General features: G+C 67.1%; 18 protein-coding genes. 5 read left to right on the top strand and 13 right to left on the bottom strand.

Annotated features, from left to right (window positions below; all coding sequences use genetic code 11):
- Positions 1–545: 545 nt before the first annotated feature.
- Entirely contained in the window at positions 546–3,116 is a 2,571-nt protein-coding gene (locus tag ACFTSF_RS27680) for an ATP-binding protein (RefSeq protein WP_380156844.1), read from the bottom strand.
- 120 nt (positions 3,117–3,236) lie between these two features.
- On the opposite strand from ACFTSF_RS27680, the gene ACFTSF_RS27675 reads away from it, so the two are divergent.
- Positions 3,237–3,947 (top strand): APH(3') family aminoglycoside O-phosphotransferase, encoded by a 711-nt coding sequence (locus ACFTSF_RS27675; protein ID WP_380156888.1) that lies wholly within the window; start codon positions 3,237–3,239, stop codon positions 3,945–3,947.
- Positions 3,948–4,007: 60 nt separating this feature from the next.
- On the opposite strand, the gene ACFTSF_RS27670 is transcribed toward ACFTSF_RS27675, so the two are convergent.
- The 3 genes from ACFTSF_RS27670 to leuS all read right to left on the bottom strand — a co-directional run bounded on the left by ACFTSF_RS27670 (position 4,008) and on the right by leuS (position 7,159).
- The gene (locus ACFTSF_RS27670) at positions 4,008–4,205 is read right to left on the bottom strand and encodes a hypothetical protein (RefSeq protein ID WP_380156842.1); all 198 of its coding nucleotides are present in this window, start codon (positions 4,203–4,205) and stop codon (positions 4,008–4,010) included.
- 69 nt (positions 4,206–4,274) lie between these two features.
- A complete protein-coding gene (locus ACFTSF_RS27665) occupies positions 4,275–4,679 on the bottom strand; it encodes a YjbQ family protein (protein ID WP_344149255.1) in 405 nt (134 codons plus the stop codon).
- Positions 4,679–7,159 (bottom strand): leucine--tRNA ligase, encoded by a 2,481-nt coding sequence (gene leuS, locus ACFTSF_RS27660; RefSeq protein WP_380156840.1) that lies wholly within the window; start codon positions 7,157–7,159, stop codon positions 4,679–4,681. Before leuS ends, ACFTSF_RS27665 begins: the two co-directional genes overlap by 1 nt.
- Before the next feature lie 253 nt (positions 7,160–7,412).
- Between leuS and ACFTSF_RS27655 the strand changes: the two genes are divergently transcribed.
- Positions 7,413–7,853, top strand: a complete 441-nt coding sequence (locus tag ACFTSF_RS27655) for a DUF3574 domain-containing protein (RefSeq protein WP_380156838.1) — start codon at positions 7,413–7,415, stop codon at positions 7,851–7,853.
- A gap of 60 nt (positions 7,854–7,913) precedes the next feature.
- Here ACFTSF_RS27655 and ACFTSF_RS27650 read toward each other — a convergent pair whose 3' ends face one another.
- The 8 genes from ACFTSF_RS27650 to ACFTSF_RS27615 all read right to left on the bottom strand — a co-directional run bounded on the left by ACFTSF_RS27650 (position 7,914) and on the right by ACFTSF_RS27615 (position 16,531).
- Entirely contained in the window at positions 7,914–8,615 is a 702-nt protein-coding gene (locus ACFTSF_RS27650) for a Type 1 glutamine amidotransferase-like domain-containing protein (RefSeq protein ID WP_380156837.1), read from the bottom strand.
- A complete protein-coding gene (locus ACFTSF_RS27645; RefSeq protein WP_380156835.1) occupies positions 8,612–9,502 on the bottom strand; it encodes a helix-turn-helix domain-containing protein in 891 nt (296 codons plus the stop codon). Before ACFTSF_RS27645 ends, ACFTSF_RS27650 begins: the two co-directional genes overlap by 4 nt.
- Positions 9,499–10,266 (bottom strand): phytanoyl-CoA dioxygenase family protein, encoded by a 768-nt coding sequence (locus ACFTSF_RS27640; RefSeq protein WP_380156833.1) that lies wholly within the window; start codon positions 10,264–10,266, stop codon positions 9,499–9,501. The genes ACFTSF_RS27645 and ACFTSF_RS27640 overlap by 4 nt, the downstream gene beginning before the upstream one ends.
- A gap of 97 nt (positions 10,267–10,363) precedes the next feature.
- A complete protein-coding gene (locus ACFTSF_RS27635; RefSeq protein WP_380156831.1) occupies positions 10,364–11,779 on the bottom strand; it encodes a CHRD domain-containing protein in 1,416 nt (471 codons plus the stop codon).
- Between the two features lie 98 nt (positions 11,780–11,877).
- Complete coding sequence (locus ACFTSF_RS27630) at positions 11,878–13,653, bottom strand: GMC family oxidoreductase N-terminal domain-containing protein (protein ID WP_380156829.1); 1,776 nt, start codon at positions 13,651–13,653, stop codon at positions 11,878–11,880.
- A complete protein-coding gene (locus ACFTSF_RS27625) occupies positions 13,653–14,537 on the bottom strand; it encodes a hypothetical protein (protein ID WP_380156827.1) in 885 nt (294 codons plus the stop codon). Before ACFTSF_RS27625 ends, ACFTSF_RS27630 begins: the two co-directional genes overlap by 1 nt.
- A gap of 64 nt (positions 14,538–14,601) precedes the next feature.
- Positions 14,602–14,835, bottom strand: a complete 234-nt coding sequence (locus ACFTSF_RS27620) for a hypothetical protein (protein WP_344149237.1) — start codon at positions 14,833–14,835, stop codon at positions 14,602–14,604.
- 13 nt (positions 14,836–14,848) lie between these two features.
- The gene (locus tag ACFTSF_RS27615; RefSeq protein WP_380156886.1) at positions 14,849–16,531 is read right to left on the bottom strand and encodes a sodium:solute symporter family protein; all 1,683 of its coding nucleotides are present in this window, start codon (positions 16,529–16,531) and stop codon (positions 14,849–14,851) included.
- 157 nt (positions 16,532–16,688) lie between these two features.
- Here ACFTSF_RS27615 and ACFTSF_RS27610 point away from each other — a divergent pair, with 157 nt between their 5' ends.
- Genes ACFTSF_RS27610 through ACFTSF_RS27600 form a run of 3 tightly spaced genes read left to right on the top strand, consistent with a single transcriptional unit; the run spans position 16,689 to position 18,938 of the window.
- On the top strand, positions 16,689–17,177 hold the full coding sequence (locus tag ACFTSF_RS27610) for a hypothetical protein (RefSeq protein ID WP_344149235.1): 489 nt from the start codon (positions 16,689–16,691) through the stop codon (positions 17,175–17,177).
- Positions 17,174–18,304, top strand: a complete 1,131-nt coding sequence (locus tag ACFTSF_RS27605) for a sensor histidine kinase (RefSeq protein WP_380156825.1) — start codon at positions 17,174–17,176, stop codon at positions 18,302–18,304. The genes ACFTSF_RS27610 and ACFTSF_RS27605 overlap by 4 nt, the downstream gene beginning before the upstream one ends.
- Positions 18,297–18,938: a response regulator gene (locus tag ACFTSF_RS27600; RefSeq protein WP_380156823.1), complete on the top strand. Its 642-nt coding sequence runs from the start codon at positions 18,297–18,299 to the stop codon at positions 18,936–18,938. The genes ACFTSF_RS27605 and ACFTSF_RS27600 overlap by 8 nt, the downstream gene beginning before the upstream one ends.
- Here the strand turns inward: ACFTSF_RS27600 and ACFTSF_RS27595 are convergent.
- Entirely contained in the window at positions 18,927–19,922 is a 996-nt protein-coding gene (locus ACFTSF_RS27595; protein WP_380156821.1) for an endonuclease/exonuclease/phosphatase family protein, read from the bottom strand. The genes ACFTSF_RS27600 and ACFTSF_RS27595 overlap by 12 nt on opposite strands.
- Between the last annotated feature and the right edge of the window lie 150 nt (positions 19,923–20,072).

Genomic DNA, 20,072 nt, shown 5'->3' with positions numbered 1-20,072 from the left:
GCTGACTCCCCCTGGATGTCAGCCAAGTCCGTGCCTCGCCGGGCTACTCCCCGTGCCGGATCGGTGTCGATCCGGTTCGACCGCGAGCCCGTCGAGGTCCCGGGAGGCCCCAGCGGCCGACCAGCCGGCGGGTGACCAGACCCACCGGCATCCCCGTGTCAGCCGGACCGGCACTCGTCCCCTGTGTCGTGTGCCGTTCCGTTTGCTGGGACCTCGCCCCGGGTGCGGTGCCCTGACGGCGCACGGCAACCGGTTCGAGCAGGACAGATCCGGACGTCGCAGCACTCCGGAGCTCTCGACAGCCGGTCGGCGCCCCCACCGTCCGGCCGCCGGATGCCCTCCGCGTCGCCTTCTCCGAGCTCGACGGCGGACCAGCAAGCTTCCGTGGCCTCACACGGATCACCTGCCCTTCGTCTGCCCTGTGCTGCTCGGCGTTGGACTCTGCTGAGTGGAACCTGTCCTACGGCTGTAATCCTCGTTCGGACAGCCATGTCAGGACGAGGCAGAACAACCGGCAGTTACCCGGCAGCTTGACCGATTCAGCGTCAGGAAAGGGACGTGAGTACGTCTGCCGCCAGCCGCTGTACGGCGGCCGCGGGATCGGGCTCCGGCCATCCGGCGGCCGCGGAGGCGCGCTCGCAGGATTCCTGCAGGACCGCCCAGGCGGTCGGCAGCATCGGCGGGTCCATCGTGCGCTGCCAGGCCAGCAGTTGTCCGCAGAGCGCGTCTCCCGCATCGGACTTGCCCAGAGCGTGCAGAACAGCCACTGCTTCCGGCAGGACCTGCAGCAGGTAGACGACCCGGCCTTCGGCCAGCAGGCGGCTGACCGCGTCTCGGATGCAGATCCGCGCCTGCTCCGGCTCCCCCGCTGCACGGGCCAGGCGGCTGCGGTAGAGCATCACCAGGTAGTCGAAGTACCCCCGGTGGCCGCGGATGTCGGCCTCGGCCTCGTCGAGCAGTCGGCGCGCCGCGTCGTACCGGCCGTCGTGGAACTCGACCATGGCCAGGCAGCCGGCCACCTTGGTGCGCTCCGGGTCGTCGGAGGCCTGCACCTCGCGGGCAAGCTCCGCCCAGCGCCGTGCCTCAGACACGTTCCCCAGCTCGAGCTCGACCCGGCTGAGCGCCATGTAGGCGATCTCGTCCGGGTAGACGCCAGGATTGACCAGTGCGGCCTCCCAGGCCAGCAGGAGCTCCTTGGCCTCCGGCAGCCGCCCCCAGCGCAGCAGCGCAAGCCCACAGATCGCCTGCACCGTCGCTGACCGCTGTACGTCGCCATGCTTGCGAGCGTCCTGGACCAGCGCCGGGATCTCCGCCAGGCTCTGGGTGTCCAGCAGGTGCGAGCCGGACGACACCCAGCCACCGCGGGCCACGAGACCCATCTCCGTCTCGCCGGGGATCAGCTGCCGTGCCTCGCCGTAGTGTCGCCGAGCCTCGTGCACGTCACCGGTCAGGTTGGACAGCCGCCCGGCGATCGCCCGGAGCATCCCGGCGACCTCCTTGTCGTTCACGTTGTCCGCGCACACGGTCGCCCAGCGGATACCGCTCTCGGCCACGCTCGCCTGGTACTGCCAAGCGATGCGGAACCCGAGCACGATCCGTGCAGCCACGTCCCACTGCGCCAGCACTGCAGCCCGCTCCAGCGCCACCTCGAACAGCGCCGAGTTCGCGTTCGCGGCCCGGTACCGCCGGTCGCGGTCCGGCGAGGACCACGCGCCCTCGAGCCCGGCCACATACGTCGTACACCACTCGACCGCCCGGTCCTGGAACTCGGTCAGGTCGTCGCCCTGCGAGGACAACCCCGCATACGCGTGCTCCCGGATCGTCTCCAGCATCTTGTACCGAGCGCCGTACAGCTGCTCGAACTCGTGCACCGGCTGCAGCAGCGACTTGTCCACCAGCTCAGCCAGCAGCATCGGTACGTCGGCCGCCGCGATCGGTGAGCCCGTGCACACCCCCACCACTGCGTCGAGCGTGAACGGCGACCCGAGCACCGAAGCGCGGTACAGCAACTGCCGTGCCGGATCCGACAAAGCGTCGACACTCCAGGCGATGGTGTCGGCCAGCGTGCGCTGATGCGGCGCCCCGAACCGGCGCGGCCCGGACAGCAGCCGGAAGCGGTCGTCCAGCGCCGCCAGGATGGTCTCCACCGACAGCGACCCGGCTCGCGCGGCCGCCAGCTCCAGTGCGAGCGGCAGGCCATCCAGCCGCCGGCACAGGCGGGCCACGGTACGAGCGTTCTCCGGGGTCAGCCGGAAGTCAGGCCGGACCCGTGCCACCCGCCGGGTGAACATCACCACCGCCGGGCTGGCCTCGATCTCCGCGAAGTCTTCGTCGTTCGACGGGACGCCGAGCACCTGCACCCGGCGGACCACCTCGTCCGGCAGCCCGAGCGGGATCCGGGACGTGACCAGTACGCCGACCCCAGGGAAGCTCCGCACCATCCGGTTGGCGACCGTGGCCACCCCGTCCAGCACGTGCTCGGCGTTGTCCTCGACGATCACCAGATCCCCCGGCTGCCGACCGGACAGTACGTCGTCCAGATCCGACGTACCGGGTGCGGTCCCGAACGCATCCAGGATCGCCGACGGTACGGCGGCATCGCGCTGGACCGTGGTCAGGTCGACGACCACGACTGTCGTGTCGGCCCCGGAGAACCGGTCAGCCGCGGCGAGCGCGAGTTCGGTCTTGCCGACACCGCCCGGACCGACCAGCGTGACGAGGCGGTTCTGTCGCAGCAGACCCTCGAGCTCGAGCAGCTCGTCCTCGCGGCCCACCAGACCATCCGGAATCGGCCGGGTGCCACGCCATCGCACGGTCGGAGCACTTGGGGCAACCGAGGCGACCGAGACCACCGGTCTGGCCGCCGAGCCATGCCCGGCGGTGGCCAGGAAGCGCTCTGCATCCTCTGGCCCCAGACCGAGGCCCTCACTGAGCAGCCGGACCGAGTCCTTGCGGGGACGAGCCACCCGGCCGGCCTCCAGCTCGCGGATCGTCCGCACGCTCAGACCAGCACGCTCGGCCAGCTCCTCCTGCGACAGACCCGCCTGAACCCTGAGGTCGAGCAGGAGATTGGCAATGCTCCGTCCTCGGCCATCCGTGTCCGACAAGCCCGTCACCCCCAAACGTTCCTGACACAACATAGCGTGAGCGGAGGCTTCTCGCCCGGCCGGTCGGGAGTGCCGCCAAACCCTGAGACTGCTGACAGCCAACTCACTAAACTGTCCCGGATGACCACGATGGCTCGGCTCCAGGAGAACTATCAGGCGTACAACTGGATTCGGGCCGACCATGGTGAGTCCGACGCGGAGGTGTACCGGCTGGTCGGAGAGCAGACCTTCTACCTCAAGGTGGGCGGTTCTGACCTGGCAGCCGAGGCTGAGCGGCTGGAGTGGCTGGCCGCTCAGGGCATGCCGGTTCCGCACGTGGTGGAGGCTGGTGCGGACTGGCTGGTCACCACGGAGGTGGCTGGGGTCCCCGCCGCCGAGCTCGACCATGTGGTGGACGCCATGGCGTCGGTGGCCCGGATGCTGCACGCGCTACCGGTAGAGGCGTGTCCCTACCGGCGCGACCTGGCGGTGACGACCGAGCAGGCTCACAAGCAGGTCAGCAACGGGCTGGTCGATCTTGAGAACCTCGAGGACGAGTACGACGGCTGGACCGGCGAGCAGCTGCTGGAACGGCTGAGGCAGAGCAGACCGGCCGACGAGGACCTGGTCGTGTGTCATGGCGACTTCACCCCGGAGAACGTGCTCCTGGATCCGCTGACGGGCGCGGTGACCGGGCTGATCGATGTCGGCCGACTCGGCGTGGCGGACCGGTGGCTCGACTTGGCCATCGCCTACCGGGAGTTCTGCGAGGAAGACGCTCGGCGCTTCCTGTCGCAGTACGGCACGCCATTGGCCGCAGAGAAGCTGGCGTACTACGTCTTGCTGGACGAGTTCTTCTGACCGGTCAAGAAATCAACGACTTTGGTCAAACATGCAATTGCTGAACAATCACAAACAAAGTCAGGCGGTCGCCCGGACCGGAGCGGAATCGCTCTCGGGCGCCGCATAGAGGGAAAGGACGCCGGCCCATTCGTCGAGGCGGGCCAGGGCGTCGGCGTGACCGGATTCCGCGTTCAGCCGGCTGCCGTCGCAGATCCCCTGGGTCGCCCGCAGGAGTAGCTCGGTGCCGAGGTCCCGGAGGGTGTCGAGGGCTGCCATGCGGATCATTCAATCGGACCCGTGTTTCGCCTACGTAACGCAGCCGCCAACAACGCGATAAGTCACCGATTAACCGGCCAGGAATGACAGCCGTACCTGTCGTTCCGGATTGTCGACGTTTGTATCGACAAAGCAGATCGACTGCCAGGTGCCCAAAGTCAGCCGCCCGCCCAGCACCGGCACGGTCGCGTACGGCGGGATGATCGCGGGCAGCACGTGGTCCCGACCGTGGCCGGGGGTGCCGTGCCGATGCCGCCAGCCGAAGTCCCGCGGCAGCAGTTCCTCGAGCACCGCGAGCAGGTCGGTGTCGCTGCCCGCACCAGTCTCCAGGATCGCGATTCCGGCGGTCGCGTGCGGCACGAAGACATGCAACAGACCGTCGCCACGACCGGCGACGTACTCCTCGCACCGGCTCGTGAGGTCGAGGACGACCTCACGAGTCCCGGTGCGAAGGTCTATGAGCTCGGAGTGCATCAGGCAGGGACGATGTTGACCAGCTTCGGCGCCCGCACGATCACCTTGCGGGTACCGCGGCCGTCCAGCGCCTTCTGGACCGCGTCCGAGGCCAGCGCCAGCTGCTCCAGCTCGGCGTCGGTGATGTCAGGTGCGACCTCCAGCCGGTCCTTCACCTTGCCGGCGATCTGGACCACGCAGGTGACGGTGTCCTCGACCAGCAGTGCCGGGTCGACCTTGGGCCAGCCCGCCTTGGCGACGGTCGGCTCGTGACCCAGCTCTTCCCACATGTCCTCGGCCGTGTACGGCGCCACCAGGCTCAGCAGGATCGCGGTCGCCTCGACCGCCTCCCGCACCGCCGGGTCGGCCGCACCGGGGCCGGAGTCGATCGCCTTGCGGGTCGCGTTGACCAGCTCCATGATCCGGGCGACCACGACGTTGAAGCGCATCGAGTCGATCAGCTCGGAGGCGTCCGACACCGTCTTGTGGGTGATCCGGCGCAGCGCGACGTCACCGCCGGCCGGGTCGGTCCCGACCGGGGACTCGACCGCAGCGGCCAGCCGCCAGGCACGCTGCAGGAACTTCAGCGCACCACCCGGCGACATGTCGGCCCAGTCGATGTCGTCGGCCGGCGGACCGGCGAACACCATGGTCAGCCGGACCGCGTCCACGCCGAACTCGTCCAGCTGGTCGCCCAGGTTGACGCCGTTGCCCAGGGACTTGCTCATCGCCTTGCCCTGGTTCACGACCTGGCCCTGGTTCAGCAGCCGGGTGAACGGCTCGACCACCTTCAGGTGGCCCATGTCGTGCAGCGCCTTGACGAAGAACCGCGCGTACAGCAGGTGCAGTACGGCGTGCTCCTTGCCGCCGACGTACTGGTAGACCGACATCCAGCGGTCGGCCATGCCCGGGTCGAACGGTCCCTCGGTGTACTCCGGCGACAGGTAGCGCAGGAAGTACCAGGAGGAGTCGACGAACGTGTCCATCGTGTCGGTGTCGCGCTCAGCGGCGCCACAGCACTTGGGGCACGGCACCTCGACCCAGTCCCGGGCCGCGGCCAGCGGGGAGACGCCCTTGGGCGACAGGTCCGCACCGCGCAGGTCGGGCAGCTCCACCGGCAGCTGGTCGTCCGGAACCGGCACCTCACCACAGGCGGGGCAGTGGATGATCGGGATCGGCGCACCCCAGAAGCGCTGCCGGCTCAGCAGCCAGTCGCGCAGCCGGAAGTTGATCGTGCGCTCCCCCAGGCCCTTGTCCTCCAGCCAGTCGATGGTGCGCGACTTGGCCTCGGCAACCTCCAGCCCGTCCAGGTTCAGCTCGGCGTTCGAGCTGTTGATGGCCGGGCCGTCACCGGTGTACGCCTTGCCGTCGAAGTCCTCGGAAGGCTGCACGGTGCGGATGATCGGCAGGTCGAACTTCTCGGCGAACTCCCAGTCCCGGCTGTCCTGCCCGGGCACGGCCATGATCGCGCCGGTGCCGTAGTCGGCCAGCACGTAGTCGGCGGCCCAGATCGGGATGCGCTGCCCGGTGACCGGGTTGACGGCGTACGAGCCCAGGAAGACACCCGTCTTGTCCCGGTCGGTGCTCAGCCGCTCGATCTCGGTGGTCGCCTTGACCGCCCGCAGGTACTCGTCGAAGGCGCCCTGCTGCTCCGGCGTGACCAGCTCGGCGGCCAGGTGCGCGTCCGGAGCGACCACCAGGAAGGTGGCGCCGAACAGGGTGTCCGGACGCGTTGTGAACACGCGGATGGGCTCAGAGCGGCCCTCCACCTGGAACTCGGCGAACGCACCCTCGGAGCGCCCGATCCAGTTGCGCTGCTGCAGCAGGATCTCTTCGGGCCACTGCAGTTGGTCCATGTCGTCCAGCAGCCGCTGCGCGTACTCGGTGGTCTTGAAGTACCACTGGGTCAGCTCACGCTTGGTGACCTCGAAACCACAGCGCTCACAGCGCCCCTGCACGACCTGCTCGTTGGCCAGCACGGTCTGGTCGTTCGGGCACCAGTTCACGTACGACGCTTTGCGGTACGCCAGGCCGCGCTCGTAGAACCGCGTGAACAGCCACTGCGTCCACCGGTAGTACTCGGGGTCGGACGTGTGCAGCCGCTTCGACCAGTCGAAGCTCATCGCGTACCGGCGGATCGACTCCGCCTGGACCTCGATGTTGGCGTAGGTGTAGGTCGCCGGGTGCTCGTTGCGCTTGATGGCCGCGTTCTCGGCGGGCAGCCCGAAGGAGTCCCAGCCGATCGGGTTCAGCACGTCGTACCCCTGCTGGAACCAGTACCGCGACAGCACGTCGTGCAGCGCGAACACCTCGGCGTGCCCCATGTGCAGGTCGCCGGAGGGGTAGGAGAACATCGTGAGCGCGTAGCGCCGCTCGGCCGAGCCGTCGTCCTTCGCCTTGAACGGGTCCAGCTTCTCCCACACCGGACGCCACTTGGCCTGCATCGCGTTGAAGTCGTAGCCACCCCGGTCGATCGGAGTGTCCTCCACCTGCTCGCTCACGGTCTTACTCTCCCGCTCGTGTCTGTGTTGAGAGCCCTGGAAATGAAAAAGCCCCTCACTCAGGAGGGGACGCCGTACGGGCCGACGCTGGAAGCGCCTGAATGCCGGTACGGCTAACTAAGGAGCAGGCTCACTCGCATAGGCCCACGATAGCACCACCGGCAGTACCCATTGGGCACTCCCTGGCAGACCCCCGGGCAGAGGTCGGCAGAGAACCACCGGAGCCAGTCCTGCCGTAGTTAGCGTCGTAGGCATGAAGAATCTGGGCAAGACTGCCGCCACCGCCGCGCTCGTGCTGACCGCGCTGGGTACGCCGGCCGCGGTCGCACTGCAGCAGGCCGACGACAAGCCCGCCCACAGCAAGCTGGCCGGCGACCCGTGGATCCGTACCGAACTGTTCTTCGGTACGGACAAGCCGGGCCCGGACGTGTCGGACTACCAGTTCCAGAAGTTCGTGGACTCCACCGTGACGCCGCGGTTCCCGGACGGTCTGACCGTCCTGTCGGGCCAGGGGCAGTGGAAGGAGACCAAGGGCATCGTCAAGGAGCGCTCGAAGCTCCTGATCATCGTCTACCCGGTCGACGGCGCGGACGAGAGCAGCAAGAAGATCGAGGAGATCCGGGACCTCTACGAGAAGAAGTTCCAGCAGGAGTCGGTCCTGCGCGCGGACAGCGAGGAGCACGTCTCCTTCTGATCCCCTCAGACGGCCGGTGCAGCGCGGTGTCGACCCCGCGCTGTGCCGGTCTTCCACACGTCAGAAGAGCTGCCACTCCCCCTCGGACACCACTGTCACCTCGCCGTCCACCACCTTGACCGCCGATTCGTCATCGAGCGCGTACGTCGGATGTGGAATCCGGGCCGCCCAGTCGGAGGCGTTGGCGCGGGAGGCGTCCAGGTGGTCGGGGTGCTCGAAGTGTGGGATCACAGCGAAGTCAGTGAGCCCCAGGCCGCGTCCAGTCACCAGATACCGGTTGAGCGAAGGAGTGAATGTGAACTCCTCGCTCTGCACCGGCTCGTCGGCTGCCCGGGGCGGGTCGTCGTACGTCTCGACGAAGGTGGGCGCTGCGACAATGGCGCCCGCGCTCACACCGACGTACACGGCCTCTAGCGTCGGCAGCAGGTCAGCCAGGCCGGACTGCCGCATCCACCGCGCGAGGAAGAGCGGGTCGCCTCCCCAGACCAGCAACGCGTCCGCTGCCTGCACCGTCGGCACCCACGCATTCGAGTCGATACTCGGCAGCACCGACAGCTCCAAGACGCCCAGTGACTTCCAGCCCAGTTCGGTCATCGGGTTGTGCAGCGCACGCCAGGCGTGGTTCGCACCACCGGGGAACGGATAGATGGCCGTGGGGATGATGAGTGCGTTCGACGAGGCAATCGGCTTGCCCAGCAGTTCGACCAGCGCACCTTGGATGCTCGAGTTCTTGATACCGCTCGAGGTCAGCAACGCTTTCATATGAACTCCGTTCCACCGGATCGTCGGTGCTCGCCAGGTGTGCGCCCGTAGTGGCGTTTGAACGCAGTGGAGAATGGCCGGACGTCTGAGTACCCGCAGGCCCGAGCCACCTCGGTAACCATCAAAGAAGGGTCCAGCAACAGCTGAGCCGCCAACTCGAGCCGGAGGCGCCAGAGCGTCGCCATGATCGACGCACCGGTCTGCTGAGTGAATAGCCGCTCCGCATGGCGCTCAGACAGGTGTACGACGGCCGCCACGTCCCGGACCGTGATCGGCCGGGACAGGTTGTCCCGCAGGTGTCGCTGCATCGCCTCGACCACCAGCAGCCCGCGGTCGCGACGTACTGGCTCGACAGCCAGGTCTTCGTCCAGTGCGAACGCACGAGCTGTTTCCAGCACCAGAGTCGAGCCCAACGCATTCAGTGCGGCTGAGTACCCCGAGGTGGGTCCGGCGGCCTCTGCGGCGAGAGCTGTGATCACCTGCGGCAGCACACCAACCCGTTCAGAGACGACTGGTCCATCAGCTCGTGTCAGTCCGGACCACCACCCAGGTTCATCTGAGCCTGGGCGGAAGGTGAAGCCCCAGAAAGCGATCCCCAACGGCTCTGCGCGCGAAGACTCGATCTCGTGGACGTCACCGGGCCGTGCGAGGAACACCGAGCCCGGCACTACGTCGTACTGGACCGTGCCGTTGTTGAAGCGGCCGGAGCCGGAGTAGGCGAGGCAGACCTCGTGGAACGAGTGGGTGTGCCAGTAGTTGCGCCAGTACTCCGGCCGGTAGTGCCCCCAGCTCAGGAAGTCCGCGCGGAACCCGTCGACCTCGCAGGACTCGAGCAGTCCGGCGAGGTCGACGAAACGGTCCGCGTCAGCGACGGATCCCAGGCTCAAACATTGCTCCTGCCGGTGGGGTCGACTCCACGCAGCATCATGCCCTGACCGAGTGACCACTCGTGGGTCTTGACCGTCGGCGGGTCCGCCGGGTCGCGGTACTGGATCAGCCAGGTGGTCCGCGGCTCGTCGCTCACGTTCACCCCGGAGCCGTGCACGGTCAGGTAGGTGAAGAACAGTACGTCGCCCGCCTCGGCCGGCTGCGGTGTCGCCGCATCGAACGGCACATCGGTCAGGTGGAACGAGCCCTCCGGGTCGTGCTCCCGCGGTCCGGACTTGTGACTGCCCGGGATGATCCGGACGCACCCCTTCTCGAGAGGGGCGTCGTCGAAGTGGAAGATCGCCGCCCCGACCCGGTGGTACTTGTGCGGGAAGAACGGGTGGTCCTGGTGCAGCGGGAACGGCGATCCGTTCTCCGGCGGCTTCACGAACAGCTTGGTGTGGTGCAGCTGGACGTTGTCCACGCCCATCACCGCAGCGGCCACGTCGGTGAACCGTGGGTCGACCAGCAGCTTCGCGAACTCGGCGTCGTAGAACTGTGCGTCGTGCAGATGCTGCAGCCGGGTGGCCCCGTCGGCCAGGCCCATCGCGGACTGCCAGGTCGGGTCGTCGTGGCGGTTCAGCTGCGCCAGCAGGTCGTGGCTGCGGCCGCGATAGTACGCCGCTTCCTCCTTGCTGAGCAGGCCTTTCACCAGTACGAAACCCTCGTCGGCGTACTGCTGTGCCAGGCTCGACAACTCGGGCCGGGCCGAGGTGGTCGTCATCTCGAAGCTCCTCCTGATCGGGTACTTCGAGACTACGAAAAGCGACGCCCGGTCGGCAGGACCCGACCGGACGCCGATGTTTCTCAAACGGACACGCTTACCCGAGGAACAAGTAGTCGGCCTGGTAGGGCACCGACACGACAGCCTGCGTCTCCGGGTCGCAGCTACCCGCTGGTGCGACCCCGCCGACGGTGTTCAGCCGCAGGATCTGAGTAGCGTCCGCGAGGATGCCGCTGCGTCCACCGGCCTGACGAGCGTCCAGCAGCAGCTCGGCGATGTTGCCCTGACCGTTCGGCGACTTGGTGACGAGCTTTCCGGTGACCGCGGTGCCGTCCGGAGCGATCCACTGGGGCGGGCCGTCGACCGGGCGGGCGAACGAGTGCAGGATGCCATCCCGCAGTACGGCGGCGACACCGAACTGACCGAAGGCGAACCCACCACCCGGCTGCGCAGTGCAGTGGTAGATCTGCGAACCGCCAACGACGGCCGCCTGCAACGCCCGCGGCTGGCCGCCCTTGTTCTTCGCCAACTGCCCACGCACCGCACCGCCGCTGAACTCACCGGTGTGCAGGTTCGTGTAGAAACCGGCCGGGTTGCTCTTCAGCTTGGCGACCAGGTCCGCGCCGACCGTGGCCGTCCCGGCAACGCCGGTCACCGACGCAGGCAGACCATCCGTGTCGGCGAACAGATCCGCGGCGACCGCACCATTGACCCCCTTAGCGCCGGCATGGATGTGCCCGTTGGTCGGTGCGCCGATTCCACTCCACACAGTCGCGTAGGAGAGCTTGTCACCGCTTGCCTGCAGCAACCACTCCGCACGCCCGTCCAGATCGCCCGACGGCTTCGGGCCAGGAACCTCTTGCTTGCCGTCGGCCACCGACCGCAGGTTGTCCGCCGTGCTGCCATTCAGTACGCCGTTCAGGTCGACCGCACGACCCAACGCGTGCGTCTGACCGCGAACGGCGCCACCGGGAAACTCCGCCGTGTGCAGGTTCAGGTAGAAACTGTTCGGATTCGCCTTGATCGCGGCGAGCAGCGCCTGGTCGGTGACCTTCACACTGCCCGTCACAGCCTGTACGCCGGCCGGGATGTCCGAACCGAGGAAGTCGATCTTCACGCCACCGTTGGTACCGGCCGCACCCTGGTGGATGTGGAAGGCCTTCGGCGCGGAAATGTTCTGCCAGCGAACCGCATACGAAACCTGGTCACCCTTGATCCTGACGACCCCGACCGCCCGGCCGTCCGGGTCGTTGACAGCCGGCCCACCCGCGACCGGCACCTCGTTGCGTCCGACGAGCCCGGCGGCCAGGAAGACCGCCGGCGCCTTGCTCGTCGTCTGATACCCGGTACCCGTCGACGCCTGACCACCGGCAACCGCATGATCATGACCCGAAGACGGCTGCCCGCCAGTCGGCGCCGGATGATCGTCGTGGGCGAAAGCCACGCCGGCCACCACGGTCGTCGCGGCCAGGCCGGTGGCGAGAACAGGCAGCACAAACTTGCGAACAGACATCGGAAAACCTTTCCTGGTTGGTCTCTTGCCCTTCGTGATCACCAACACGGATGGTTTTCTGGATCGGTTCAAACCTTCTTCGAAGAATTTTCAGGCGGCTACAACCCCAGCTGTCCCAGCCGCACGCTGATTCGCGGGTCGGTGGAGACGACCGGGGCGCTGGTGCGGACCCAGGGGTCGCCGCCGAAGTACTTCGTGAAGATGTTCTCGGCGGTTCGGGTGGCGAGGGCTTGGGAGGTGAGGGTCGGGTTGGGACCGCCGAGGCCGTTGGAGAGGGCGGAGTTGTCGGCCACGAAGAGGCCCTTGACGGCTCGGGTTTCGCCGGTGGCGTCGAGGACCGAGTTGTGCTCGGATGCGCCCATCCGCATCGAGGACTGGACGTGCAGGATGAGGGGTGCCCAGTCGATTCGGTAGACCTTCTTAGCGCCGGCGCCGCGGAGGAGTTCGGCTGCTTTTCGGGCCATGAACTCGCGGTTCTTCAGGGTGCGCTTCGTGCGCTTGCGCTGCTGGAAGGTGACCTTCGGGATCGGGCCGTTCTCGTCGGCCGGGAGCGCCGACGTGGTGACGCGGTTCTGCGCCTCGACGTCGTCGTCGGTGATCACCAGTACGGTGAGCAGCTTGTCGATGCCGCCGGCAACCAACTCCTTGAGTTCCGGACCCATCACCCGGCCGGCCGGCCCGTCCCACGGTCCGGTCTGTCCGCGGCCGTTCTTGTACTGCCCACGGATACCGCTGTCCGACAGCGTGCCCGCGAACGCGTTCAGTGCTGGCGGCAGCCCGACGTTCTCCAGACCCCCGTACGGCGGGTAGTCCAGTCGCGCGCTCGATCCGACGCCCTTGGGGTTGCCGGTGTAGTCGTCGAACGACCCGATCATCCAGTCGAAGAAGTGGTCGGTGTACCCACGTCCAACCCAACCGTTCGGATTCGGCAGCCCGCTGTTGAACCACAGCCGCGGATTCTCGGTGCACCCACCGGACATCACCACGACCCGCGCGTCCTCGCGGTGCTCGTCACCCGTCACGTTGTCCCGCCACGTCACCCCCGACGCAGTCAGTACGCCGTGCCGCGTCTCAGTGTGGACGCGAGTCACATACGCATCCGCGATCAGCTCGGCGGGTTTGCCGCCGCGGGACCAGACCTCGGCGGTGAGTGCCATCGGCACGTAGCTGTTGTCCGTCGAGCGCTTCGCGAACTGGTTGCGCGGGGCACCCTTCGGTCGCATGCACCCCTGGAAACAGTAACCACAGAAGGTGCAACCGGTCGCCTGCGGATAGTTCAGCAAATTGGCCGAGGAGGTCTTACCCGCCGTACCCCCAGGCTGCAGGATCGCGTTCTCCTGCGGCCGGTACGACGGCCCGCGCGTGGTCTTCGTCGTTTGGACCGGCAGGCCGAGAGTCTCGGCGCCCTGGAAGAACACCTGCTCCTTCGTCCCCATCGCCGCCGTCTGGACCGGCATGATCGCCTCGACCCACTCGAAGTACGGAACCATCGAGGAGTAGCTGAACGGGAACCGGTGATTCACGTCGTACTCGTTGCGATCGGCACCTTCATACCCGGCGAACACACCGGGATAAGCGCGGGGGTAGTTTCCGTAGAAGTGCTGCGTGGTCCCGCCCACACCGGACAACTGCCAGACGAACGAGTTCTGCGGCCACTCGCGGTACCAGGCCGGCTTGGAACGATCCGTCGGGCCGAGCCGGAAGTACCCGGTCAGCGGGTTGTTCGCGTCCTCCTCGAACGTCGACCACTCCTCGCGCGGCTTCGCGTGCCGTGGCCCGGCCTCGAGCAGCAGTACGTCGAGGCCCTTCGCGGCCAGTTCCTTGGCGACCACCGGTCCACCACCACCGGCTCCGATCACGATCACATCGCGCATCAGTCGTGCACCTCTTTGCGTCCCTGGTAGTAGCCGATGAAGTCGTCCCAGCCCTCGACCGGGCCGTCGGGCTGATAGCCGGTGAGCGTCCACCCGACCGGTCGCCGACGCAGCGTCTTCGTGGACCGATCCAGTACGCCGTACTCGCCGTAAGCACCGAAGGTCGCGAACTCAATCAGTGCGCCGCCGACGAACTTGAGCAGCCCGGACACCGACGCCTTCAGCGGCTCGGGGAACTGCACATCCAGCAACGCGACCAGGTCCGAGTCGGTCTTCTCGATGAGCTCGAACGTCCGCGCCTTCTCGGCGTACGTGAGCCGCGCGAACGGCGACAGGTGCGGACCGTTCACGGCGGCCGGGTTCACCTGGGTCGCCATCAGGTTCAGCAGACCGGCGATCGGGAACGACAGCGGGATCGTCTCGTCGCTCTGCAGCACCGCCGCGAACGCCTGGTCCAGGCTGCGCAGCTCGGCCGGCAGTACTTCGAGACCCGGCAGGTTGACGCCCGAGTCGGCCAGGCCCGTCACCAGGGCGGCACTGATCGGCTGGGCCAACGCGTCCGGGAACGGGACGAAGTTGTCCAAGGCGTTGATCATGAAGTCCGTCGCGCCCGCATCGAGAGCGCCAGGCGTGCGGCTGCTGGCGCCCTGCGTGCGGGAGTACTGGTCCGGGCCGGGCAGCGCGAAGGCGGTCAGCCCGTTCAGCGTGTCGCGGGCGAGTGCCGCGAGGACCGGGCGGACGAGGTCCACGCCGGGGAGGCTGGTGGCGGCGTCGGCCGGATTCAGCAGACCGCGCGTGAGCAGCCCGCCACCTCCCAGCGCTGCTCCCAGAACACCGATCCGGGCGAGGAACACCCGTCTGGACAAATTTCGGGGTTCGGCCACGAAACACCCTCCGTTGTGGGACCAGTAGAGCTACTGGTCCCACAACGAGCAGATGTGAGCCGGGTTACTCCTCGACCGGTACGGCGATCGGCCGCAACCGGGCCCAGAGCACGAACAGTCCCGCGAAGACCAGCATCGCGATTCCGCCCCACAGGTTGATGTTGATCCCGGCCGCCTTGTCGATCTCCGCCTGCTTCTCGACGATGCCGAGGACCGTCAGGATCACGCCGTACAAGCCGATCAGCGTCGCGATGACGACACGGATGTCGAATGCTCCGGCCTTCTTCTTCTCTGCCATGACAATGCTCCTCTCAGCCGAAGACGATGTTCAGGACGACGACCAGGCCCAGCGAGATCCCGGCCAGCAGCACCGGCTTGCGGTACCAGCCGTGATCACCCTCGCCGGCCGTCTCGGACCGCTGCTCCTTGGGCGTCAGCGAGTAGACCAGCCCGACCAGCTCGGACTCCTGCTTGGCCCTGGTGACCTTGCTGACCACGACGCTGACCAGGATGTCGACCACGAAGGCCGCACCGGCGCCAACGAAGCTCGCGCCCTGACCGGGCAGGTTGATCACGCCGGTCTCGGACAGGATGAACACCAGTACGGCGGTCGTCGTACCGCTGACGAGACCGATCCAGCCGGCCGCCGCGGTCATCCGCTTCCAGAACATACCGAGGATGAACGTGGCGAACAGTGGCGCGTTGAAGAACGAGAACAGCTGCTGCAGGTAGTCCATCAGGTTGCTGTAGCCGGAGGCGATCGCCGCCGTACCGATCGCGATCACCGTGCCGCCGACCGTCACCCAGCGGCCGGTCCGCAGATAGAAGTCGTCGCTGCGCTCCTTGACGACGTACCGCTCGAGCAGGTCATACGTCATGACCGTGTTGAACGAGCTCAGGTTCGCCGCCATACCGGCCATGAACGAGGCCAGCAGACCGGTGATCGCCAGGCCGAGCATGCCGTTCGGCAACAGGTCCCGCATCAGCAGCAGCAACGCGTCGTTGTAGGTGACGTCGCCGCCCGTGCCGTTGTTGTTCTTGAACTGCTGCAACTCCGGTACGGCGACCGCCGCGATCATGCCCGGGATGATCACGATGAACGGGATGAACATCTTCGGGAACGAACCGATGATCGGGGTCCGCCGGGCCGCGGACATGTTCTTCGAGGCCATCGCGCGCTGGACCTCGACGAAGTTCGTTGTCCAGTAGCCGAACGAGAGCACGAACCCGAGACCGAAGACCAGCCCGATCACCGACAGGAAGCTGTTGTTGAAGCCGCTCAATTCAGTGCCGGGCCAGGCGCTCAGTTGCTCCGCGCCACCCTTCGACGCGGTGACCTTGTCGATCAGGCCCTGGTACCCGCCGACCTTGCGCAGACCGACGATCGTCAGCGGCAGCAGCGCGGCGACGATCACGAAGAACTGCAGCACCTCGTTGTAGATCGCCGCGGACAGGCCGCCGAGAGTGATGTAGCTGAGCACGATCACCGCGGCCACGATCACCGACACCCAGATCGGCCAGCCGAGCAGCACGTTGACGATGGTGGCCAGGAGGAACAGGTTCACGCCCGCGATCAGCACCTGCGCGACGGCGAAGCTGATCGCGTTCACCAGGTGCGCGGGTTTGCCGAACCGGCGCAGCATGAACTCCGGCACGCTGCGGACCTTGGAACCGTAGTAGAACGGCATCATCACGACACCGAGGAACAGCATCGCCGGGATCGCGCCGATCCAGAAGTAGTGCACGGTCGGCATCCCGTACTGCGCGCCGTTCGCGGACATGCCCATGATCTCGATCGCGCCGAGGTTGGCGGAGATGAAGGCCAGGCCGGTCACCCAGGCCGGCAGCGAACGGCCGGACAGGAAGAAGTCCAGGCTGCTCGAGACCGCGCGTTTGGCCAGGTACCCGATGCCGAGCACGAAGACGAAGTACGTCGCGATGATGATGTAGTCGACCGCTTTGGCATCGAGTCTCAGGACGGAGTCAAGTGGCAGCATCGGCCCTCCGGGTCGGTATATGACGCACAGTGTTGTTACCGGTTAGGAACGTTACTCCTGCTTTCAATCACCCAGTAGACCGACCCGCGTCTCCACCCGGATCTCCACCCGTGGACGGTCCTGCCTCAGGTCAGTGCCCACTTAGCGTCGGAGCATGTCCTTCGGAACCCTTCCCAACGCTCTCGTCGTCGTCGCGATCGTGGTCGCGGTCATCGCCCGCAGGCTGTCCTGGTCGGAGTTGGAGAACTCCGACGCGGATGTCTGGCGCGGCCCGCTGATCCTTTGCGGGGTCGGCATCTACCAGATGTATGGCAAGCACCTTCAGCTCGGCCTGGTCGATCTCGTCCTGCTGATCGCCGGGGTCGGCGTCGCGCTGGCCGCCGGGTACGCGTCCGGCCGGGTCGCCCAGGTCCAGCGGCGCGCCGGGAAGGTGTTCTTCCGGCTCGGGATCCCCGGACTCGGCATCATGGTGGCGTACCTGGTCATCCGCCTCGGACTGGCGGGCGTCGGGCACCTGCTCGGTATGGCCACGACCGCCGGTGGTGGCGCACTGATGCTGAGCATGGGCGCGAACCTGCTGACCCAGTCGTTGGTGATCCAGGGCAAGGCACACCGCGAGGCCGAGGAGTACAGCATCAGTTGAGCAACTTGAAGGCCCGGCTCCCAGGCGGGATGCACGGCGACAGCGGCTGGCTCGGCCGGGTGATGACGGCAGCAGTCGCCATCGGAGTCCTCGGTACGGCGCGCCCTGCCGATCGCTGGGTGTGGTTCGCACTCGGCGCCGGGCTGGCCGCGTTCCTGGCCGGCACGTGGTTGATGACCTCCCGCCCGCGGCTCGCGCTCGTCCTACTCAGCACGGTTGCCATCGGCAACGCGCTCCTGGCCGGTGTCCCGGACTCGAACGCCTTGGTGCTGGTCCTGGTCGCGCTCACCACGATCGTGATCGTCGATCTGAGTCGAACCGGCTTCCGACCGATCCTTGCTGTCGGCATCGGTGTGGGTGTCGGCTTCGGGTTGTCGAGGTGGTGGTTCGAGCGGAGCGACAGTTGGCTGCTGACCCAGTTGATGTGGGCGGCGATCCTAATCGCATTCGGGTTGAACCGGCGGCAGTACGAGATCCAGGTTCGTCAGACGCGGGAGCTGCTTGTACAGACTCGGCGTGCGCAGAGCGAACGCGCCCGAGCCGCCGCCCTCGACGAACGTGGTCGGATCGCCCGCGACCTGCACGACGTACTCGCCCACTCGCTCGGTGCTTTGTCCGTGCAACTCGAGGTCGCCGAGGCGCTGCTCGACGAACGCCGTGATGTCGACGGGGCGCTCGAGCGAGTACGACGTTCCCGGCGGCTCGCGGTCCAAGGCCTGAACGAGGCCCGCAACGCGGTAGCCGCGCTCCGAGCAGACGACGTACCAGAGCTACCCGAGGCGATACGCGCACTAGCCGAACAACACGAGGCGGATCACGCCGTACCGGTCCAACTGACAGTCGAAGGCACACCCGCCAAGCTCGCCTCCACCACCACCGTCGCCCTCCTGAACACAGCACGAGAAGCCCTGACGAACGCCGCCAAGCACGCACCCGGCCAACCCGTCGATATCAAGCTTGTGTATGGCGATGCTGTGCGACTGGTAGTTCGGAACCTCGGGCCTACTGCTGGTGATGGGTTTGGGTTGGTGGGGATGCGCGAGCGGCTGGCCCTCGTCGGTGGCACGCTGACAGCAGGTCCGGACGGGGACGACTGGCTCGTGATCGCGGAGGCGCCGAATGAATGAGACCATCCGCGTCCTCGTGGCCGACGATCAGCAGGTGGTGCGGGAGGGGCTGGTTGCGCTGCTGGAACTGATTGATGGGATCGAGGTGACCGGGGCCGCGGCTAATGGGGCTGAGGCCGTGGACCTTGTTGCTCGGGGCAACGTTGATGTCGTCCTGATGGATCTGCGGATGCCGGTTCTCGACGGGGTGGACGCGACTGCGCGAATCACCGCCGACTTCCCCGACGTCGCCGTACTGGTGCTGACGACGTACGCCGATGATGCGTCAATCGCGACCGCGTTGCGGGCTGGGGCACGCGGCTATCTCACCAAGGACGCCGGTCGTGTAGAGATCGGCGCCGCGCTGAGATCAACCGCCGCCGGCCAGTCGACCTTCGACCCCGAGGTAACCCGAAAGCTGGTGGCTGGGCTGGCTCCTGAGCCGCCTACCACGGACGGGCTGACAGCGAGGGAGACTGAGGTGCTGCGGCTGATTGCGCGTGGGCTCAGCAACTCCGAGATCGCGCAGCAGCTCTTCATCAGTGAAGCGACTGTGAAGACGCATATCAACAACACGTTCGCGAAGATCGGCGCCCGGCACCGCGCGGAGGCGGTCCGGTACGCCTACCGCCAAGGGCTCGCGTCAGATCTTTAGCTCGGCAACGACCGGGCGGTGGTCACTGCCGGTCGGCGCCATCACCCACGCCTTGGTCGGCTCGACACCGCGAACCAGGATGTGGTCGATCCGCGCCATCGGGAAACTCGACGGCCAGGTGAATCCGAACCCGTGCCCGGCCGCGCCCTGCGCCGAGCGCAGACCGGCCGTCAACGGCGCCAGGCTGCGGTCGGTCGCCGTACCGTTGAAGTCGCCCATCACGATCACGCCGGCCAGCTTCTCCTCGGCGATCTGCCGGCCGAGAGCTCGAATCGTCTTGTTACGCTGGTCGGAAGTGAATCCGCTGGTACCGATCCGCACCGAGGCCAGGTGCGCGACGTACACCGCAACCTTGCCCTCCGGGGTATCGACCTCAGCCCGCAGCGCCCGGGTCCACGCGAACCCGACGTCGACCGACTCACTCTCCTCGACCGGGTACTTCGACCAGAGCGCGACCGTGTCCCGCGTCACCTGATACGGGTACTTCTTCGCGAACGCAGCCTTGTAGACCTTGAGATCCGCCGCCGTCAGCTCCTCGAGCGCGACGATATCCGCATCGGCCGTCAGCAGATCCTGCGCTGTGCGCTTCGGGTCCGGGTTGGCCGCATCCACGTTGTGCGACAGCACCCGCAGGTCGTAGGCACCACCGGTTGACTGAGGAATCAGCTGGTTGCCGAACATCCCGCCCCACACCACGGTCGGCAGCAGCAAAGCCACGCCGGCGATCGCAGAACGCCGTACCAGCGCGGCAACAGCAAGGATCGGTACGGCGACGCCCACCCACGGCAGGAACGTGTCCAGCAGACTGCCCATGTTGCCGAAGGTGTTCGGCACCCAGCGGTGGAAGAGCAGCGGCAGCGCGGTCAGAATCGCCAGCACCGCTATGAACCAGCCACGACGCCACTTGCCGTTCTTCCGCGCACGACGGGCATCGGCCCGTTGTGGCGGCCGTTTGGGCGCGAGGGTGGCGGTGCTGTTGGACATGATGCGATTGTTGCGGACTCTCCGGCTCTGCCAAAGTCCGCGGAGGCTTCTGTACGGGGATTTCATCCTTGCGGACGACCGTTCTGGCCGAAGTGATTAGACCGTGGGCGGTAGTTCCGCGCCGTAGCGAGCAGGTGCTCGGTGCGGTGC

This window comes from Kribbella sp. NPDC056951 (assembly GCF_042674205.1).
GTDB lineage: Bacteria > Actinomycetota > Actinomycetes > Propionibacteriales > Kribbellaceae > Kribbella > Kribbella yunnanensis.
This window is presented reverse-complemented; position numbering and strand designations above follow the sequence as displayed.

Excerpts from the sequence above, each read along its gene's own strand:
- ACFTSF_RS27610 (WP_344149235.1), top strand. The coding sequence starts at position 16,689 with ATGTCCTTCGGAACCCTTCCCAACGCTCTCGTCGTCGTCGCGATCGTG.
- ACFTSF_RS27655 (WP_380156838.1), top strand. The coding sequence starts at position 7,413 with ATGAAGAATCTGGGCAAGACTGCCGCCACCGCCGCGCTCGTGCTGACC.
- ACFTSF_RS27595 (WP_380156821.1), bottom strand. The coding sequence starts at position 19,922 with ATGTCCAACAGCACCGCCACCCTCGCGCCCAAACGGCCGCCACAACGG.
- ACFTSF_RS27600 (WP_380156823.1), top strand. The coding sequence starts at position 18,297 with ATGAATGAGACCATCCGCGTCCTCGTGGCCGACGATCAGCAGGTGGTG.
- ACFTSF_RS27620 (WP_344149237.1), bottom strand. The coding sequence starts at position 14,835 with ATGGCAGAGAAGAAGAAGGCCGGAGCATTCGACATCCGTGTCGTCATC.
- ACFTSF_RS27635 (WP_380156831.1), bottom strand. The coding sequence starts at position 11,779 with ATGTCTGTTCGCAAGTTTGTGCTGCCTGTTCTCGCCACCGGCCTGGCC.
- ACFTSF_RS27640 (WP_380156833.1), bottom strand. The coding sequence starts at position 10,266 with ATGACGACCACCTCGGCCCGGCCCGAGTTGTCGAGCCTGGCACAGCAG.
- ACFTSF_RS27650 (WP_380156837.1), bottom strand. The coding sequence starts at position 8,615 with ATGAAAGCGTTGCTGACCTCGAGCGGTATCAAGAACTCGAGCATCCAA.
- ACFTSF_RS27675 (WP_380156888.1), top strand. The coding sequence starts at position 3,237 with ATGGCTCGGCTCCAGGAGAACTATCAGGCGTACAACTGGATTCGGGCC.
- ACFTSF_RS27665 (WP_344149255.1), bottom strand. The coding sequence starts at position 4,679 with ATGCACTCCGAGCTCATAGACCTTCGCACCGGGACTCGTGAGGTCGTC.
- ACFTSF_RS27630 (WP_380156829.1), bottom strand. The coding sequence starts at position 13,653 with ATGCGCGATGTGATCGTGATCGGAGCCGGTGGTGGTGGACCGGTGGTC.
- ACFTSF_RS27670 (WP_380156842.1), bottom strand. The coding sequence starts at position 4,205 with ATGGCAGCCCTCGACACCCTCCGGGACCTCGGCACCGAGCTACTCCTG.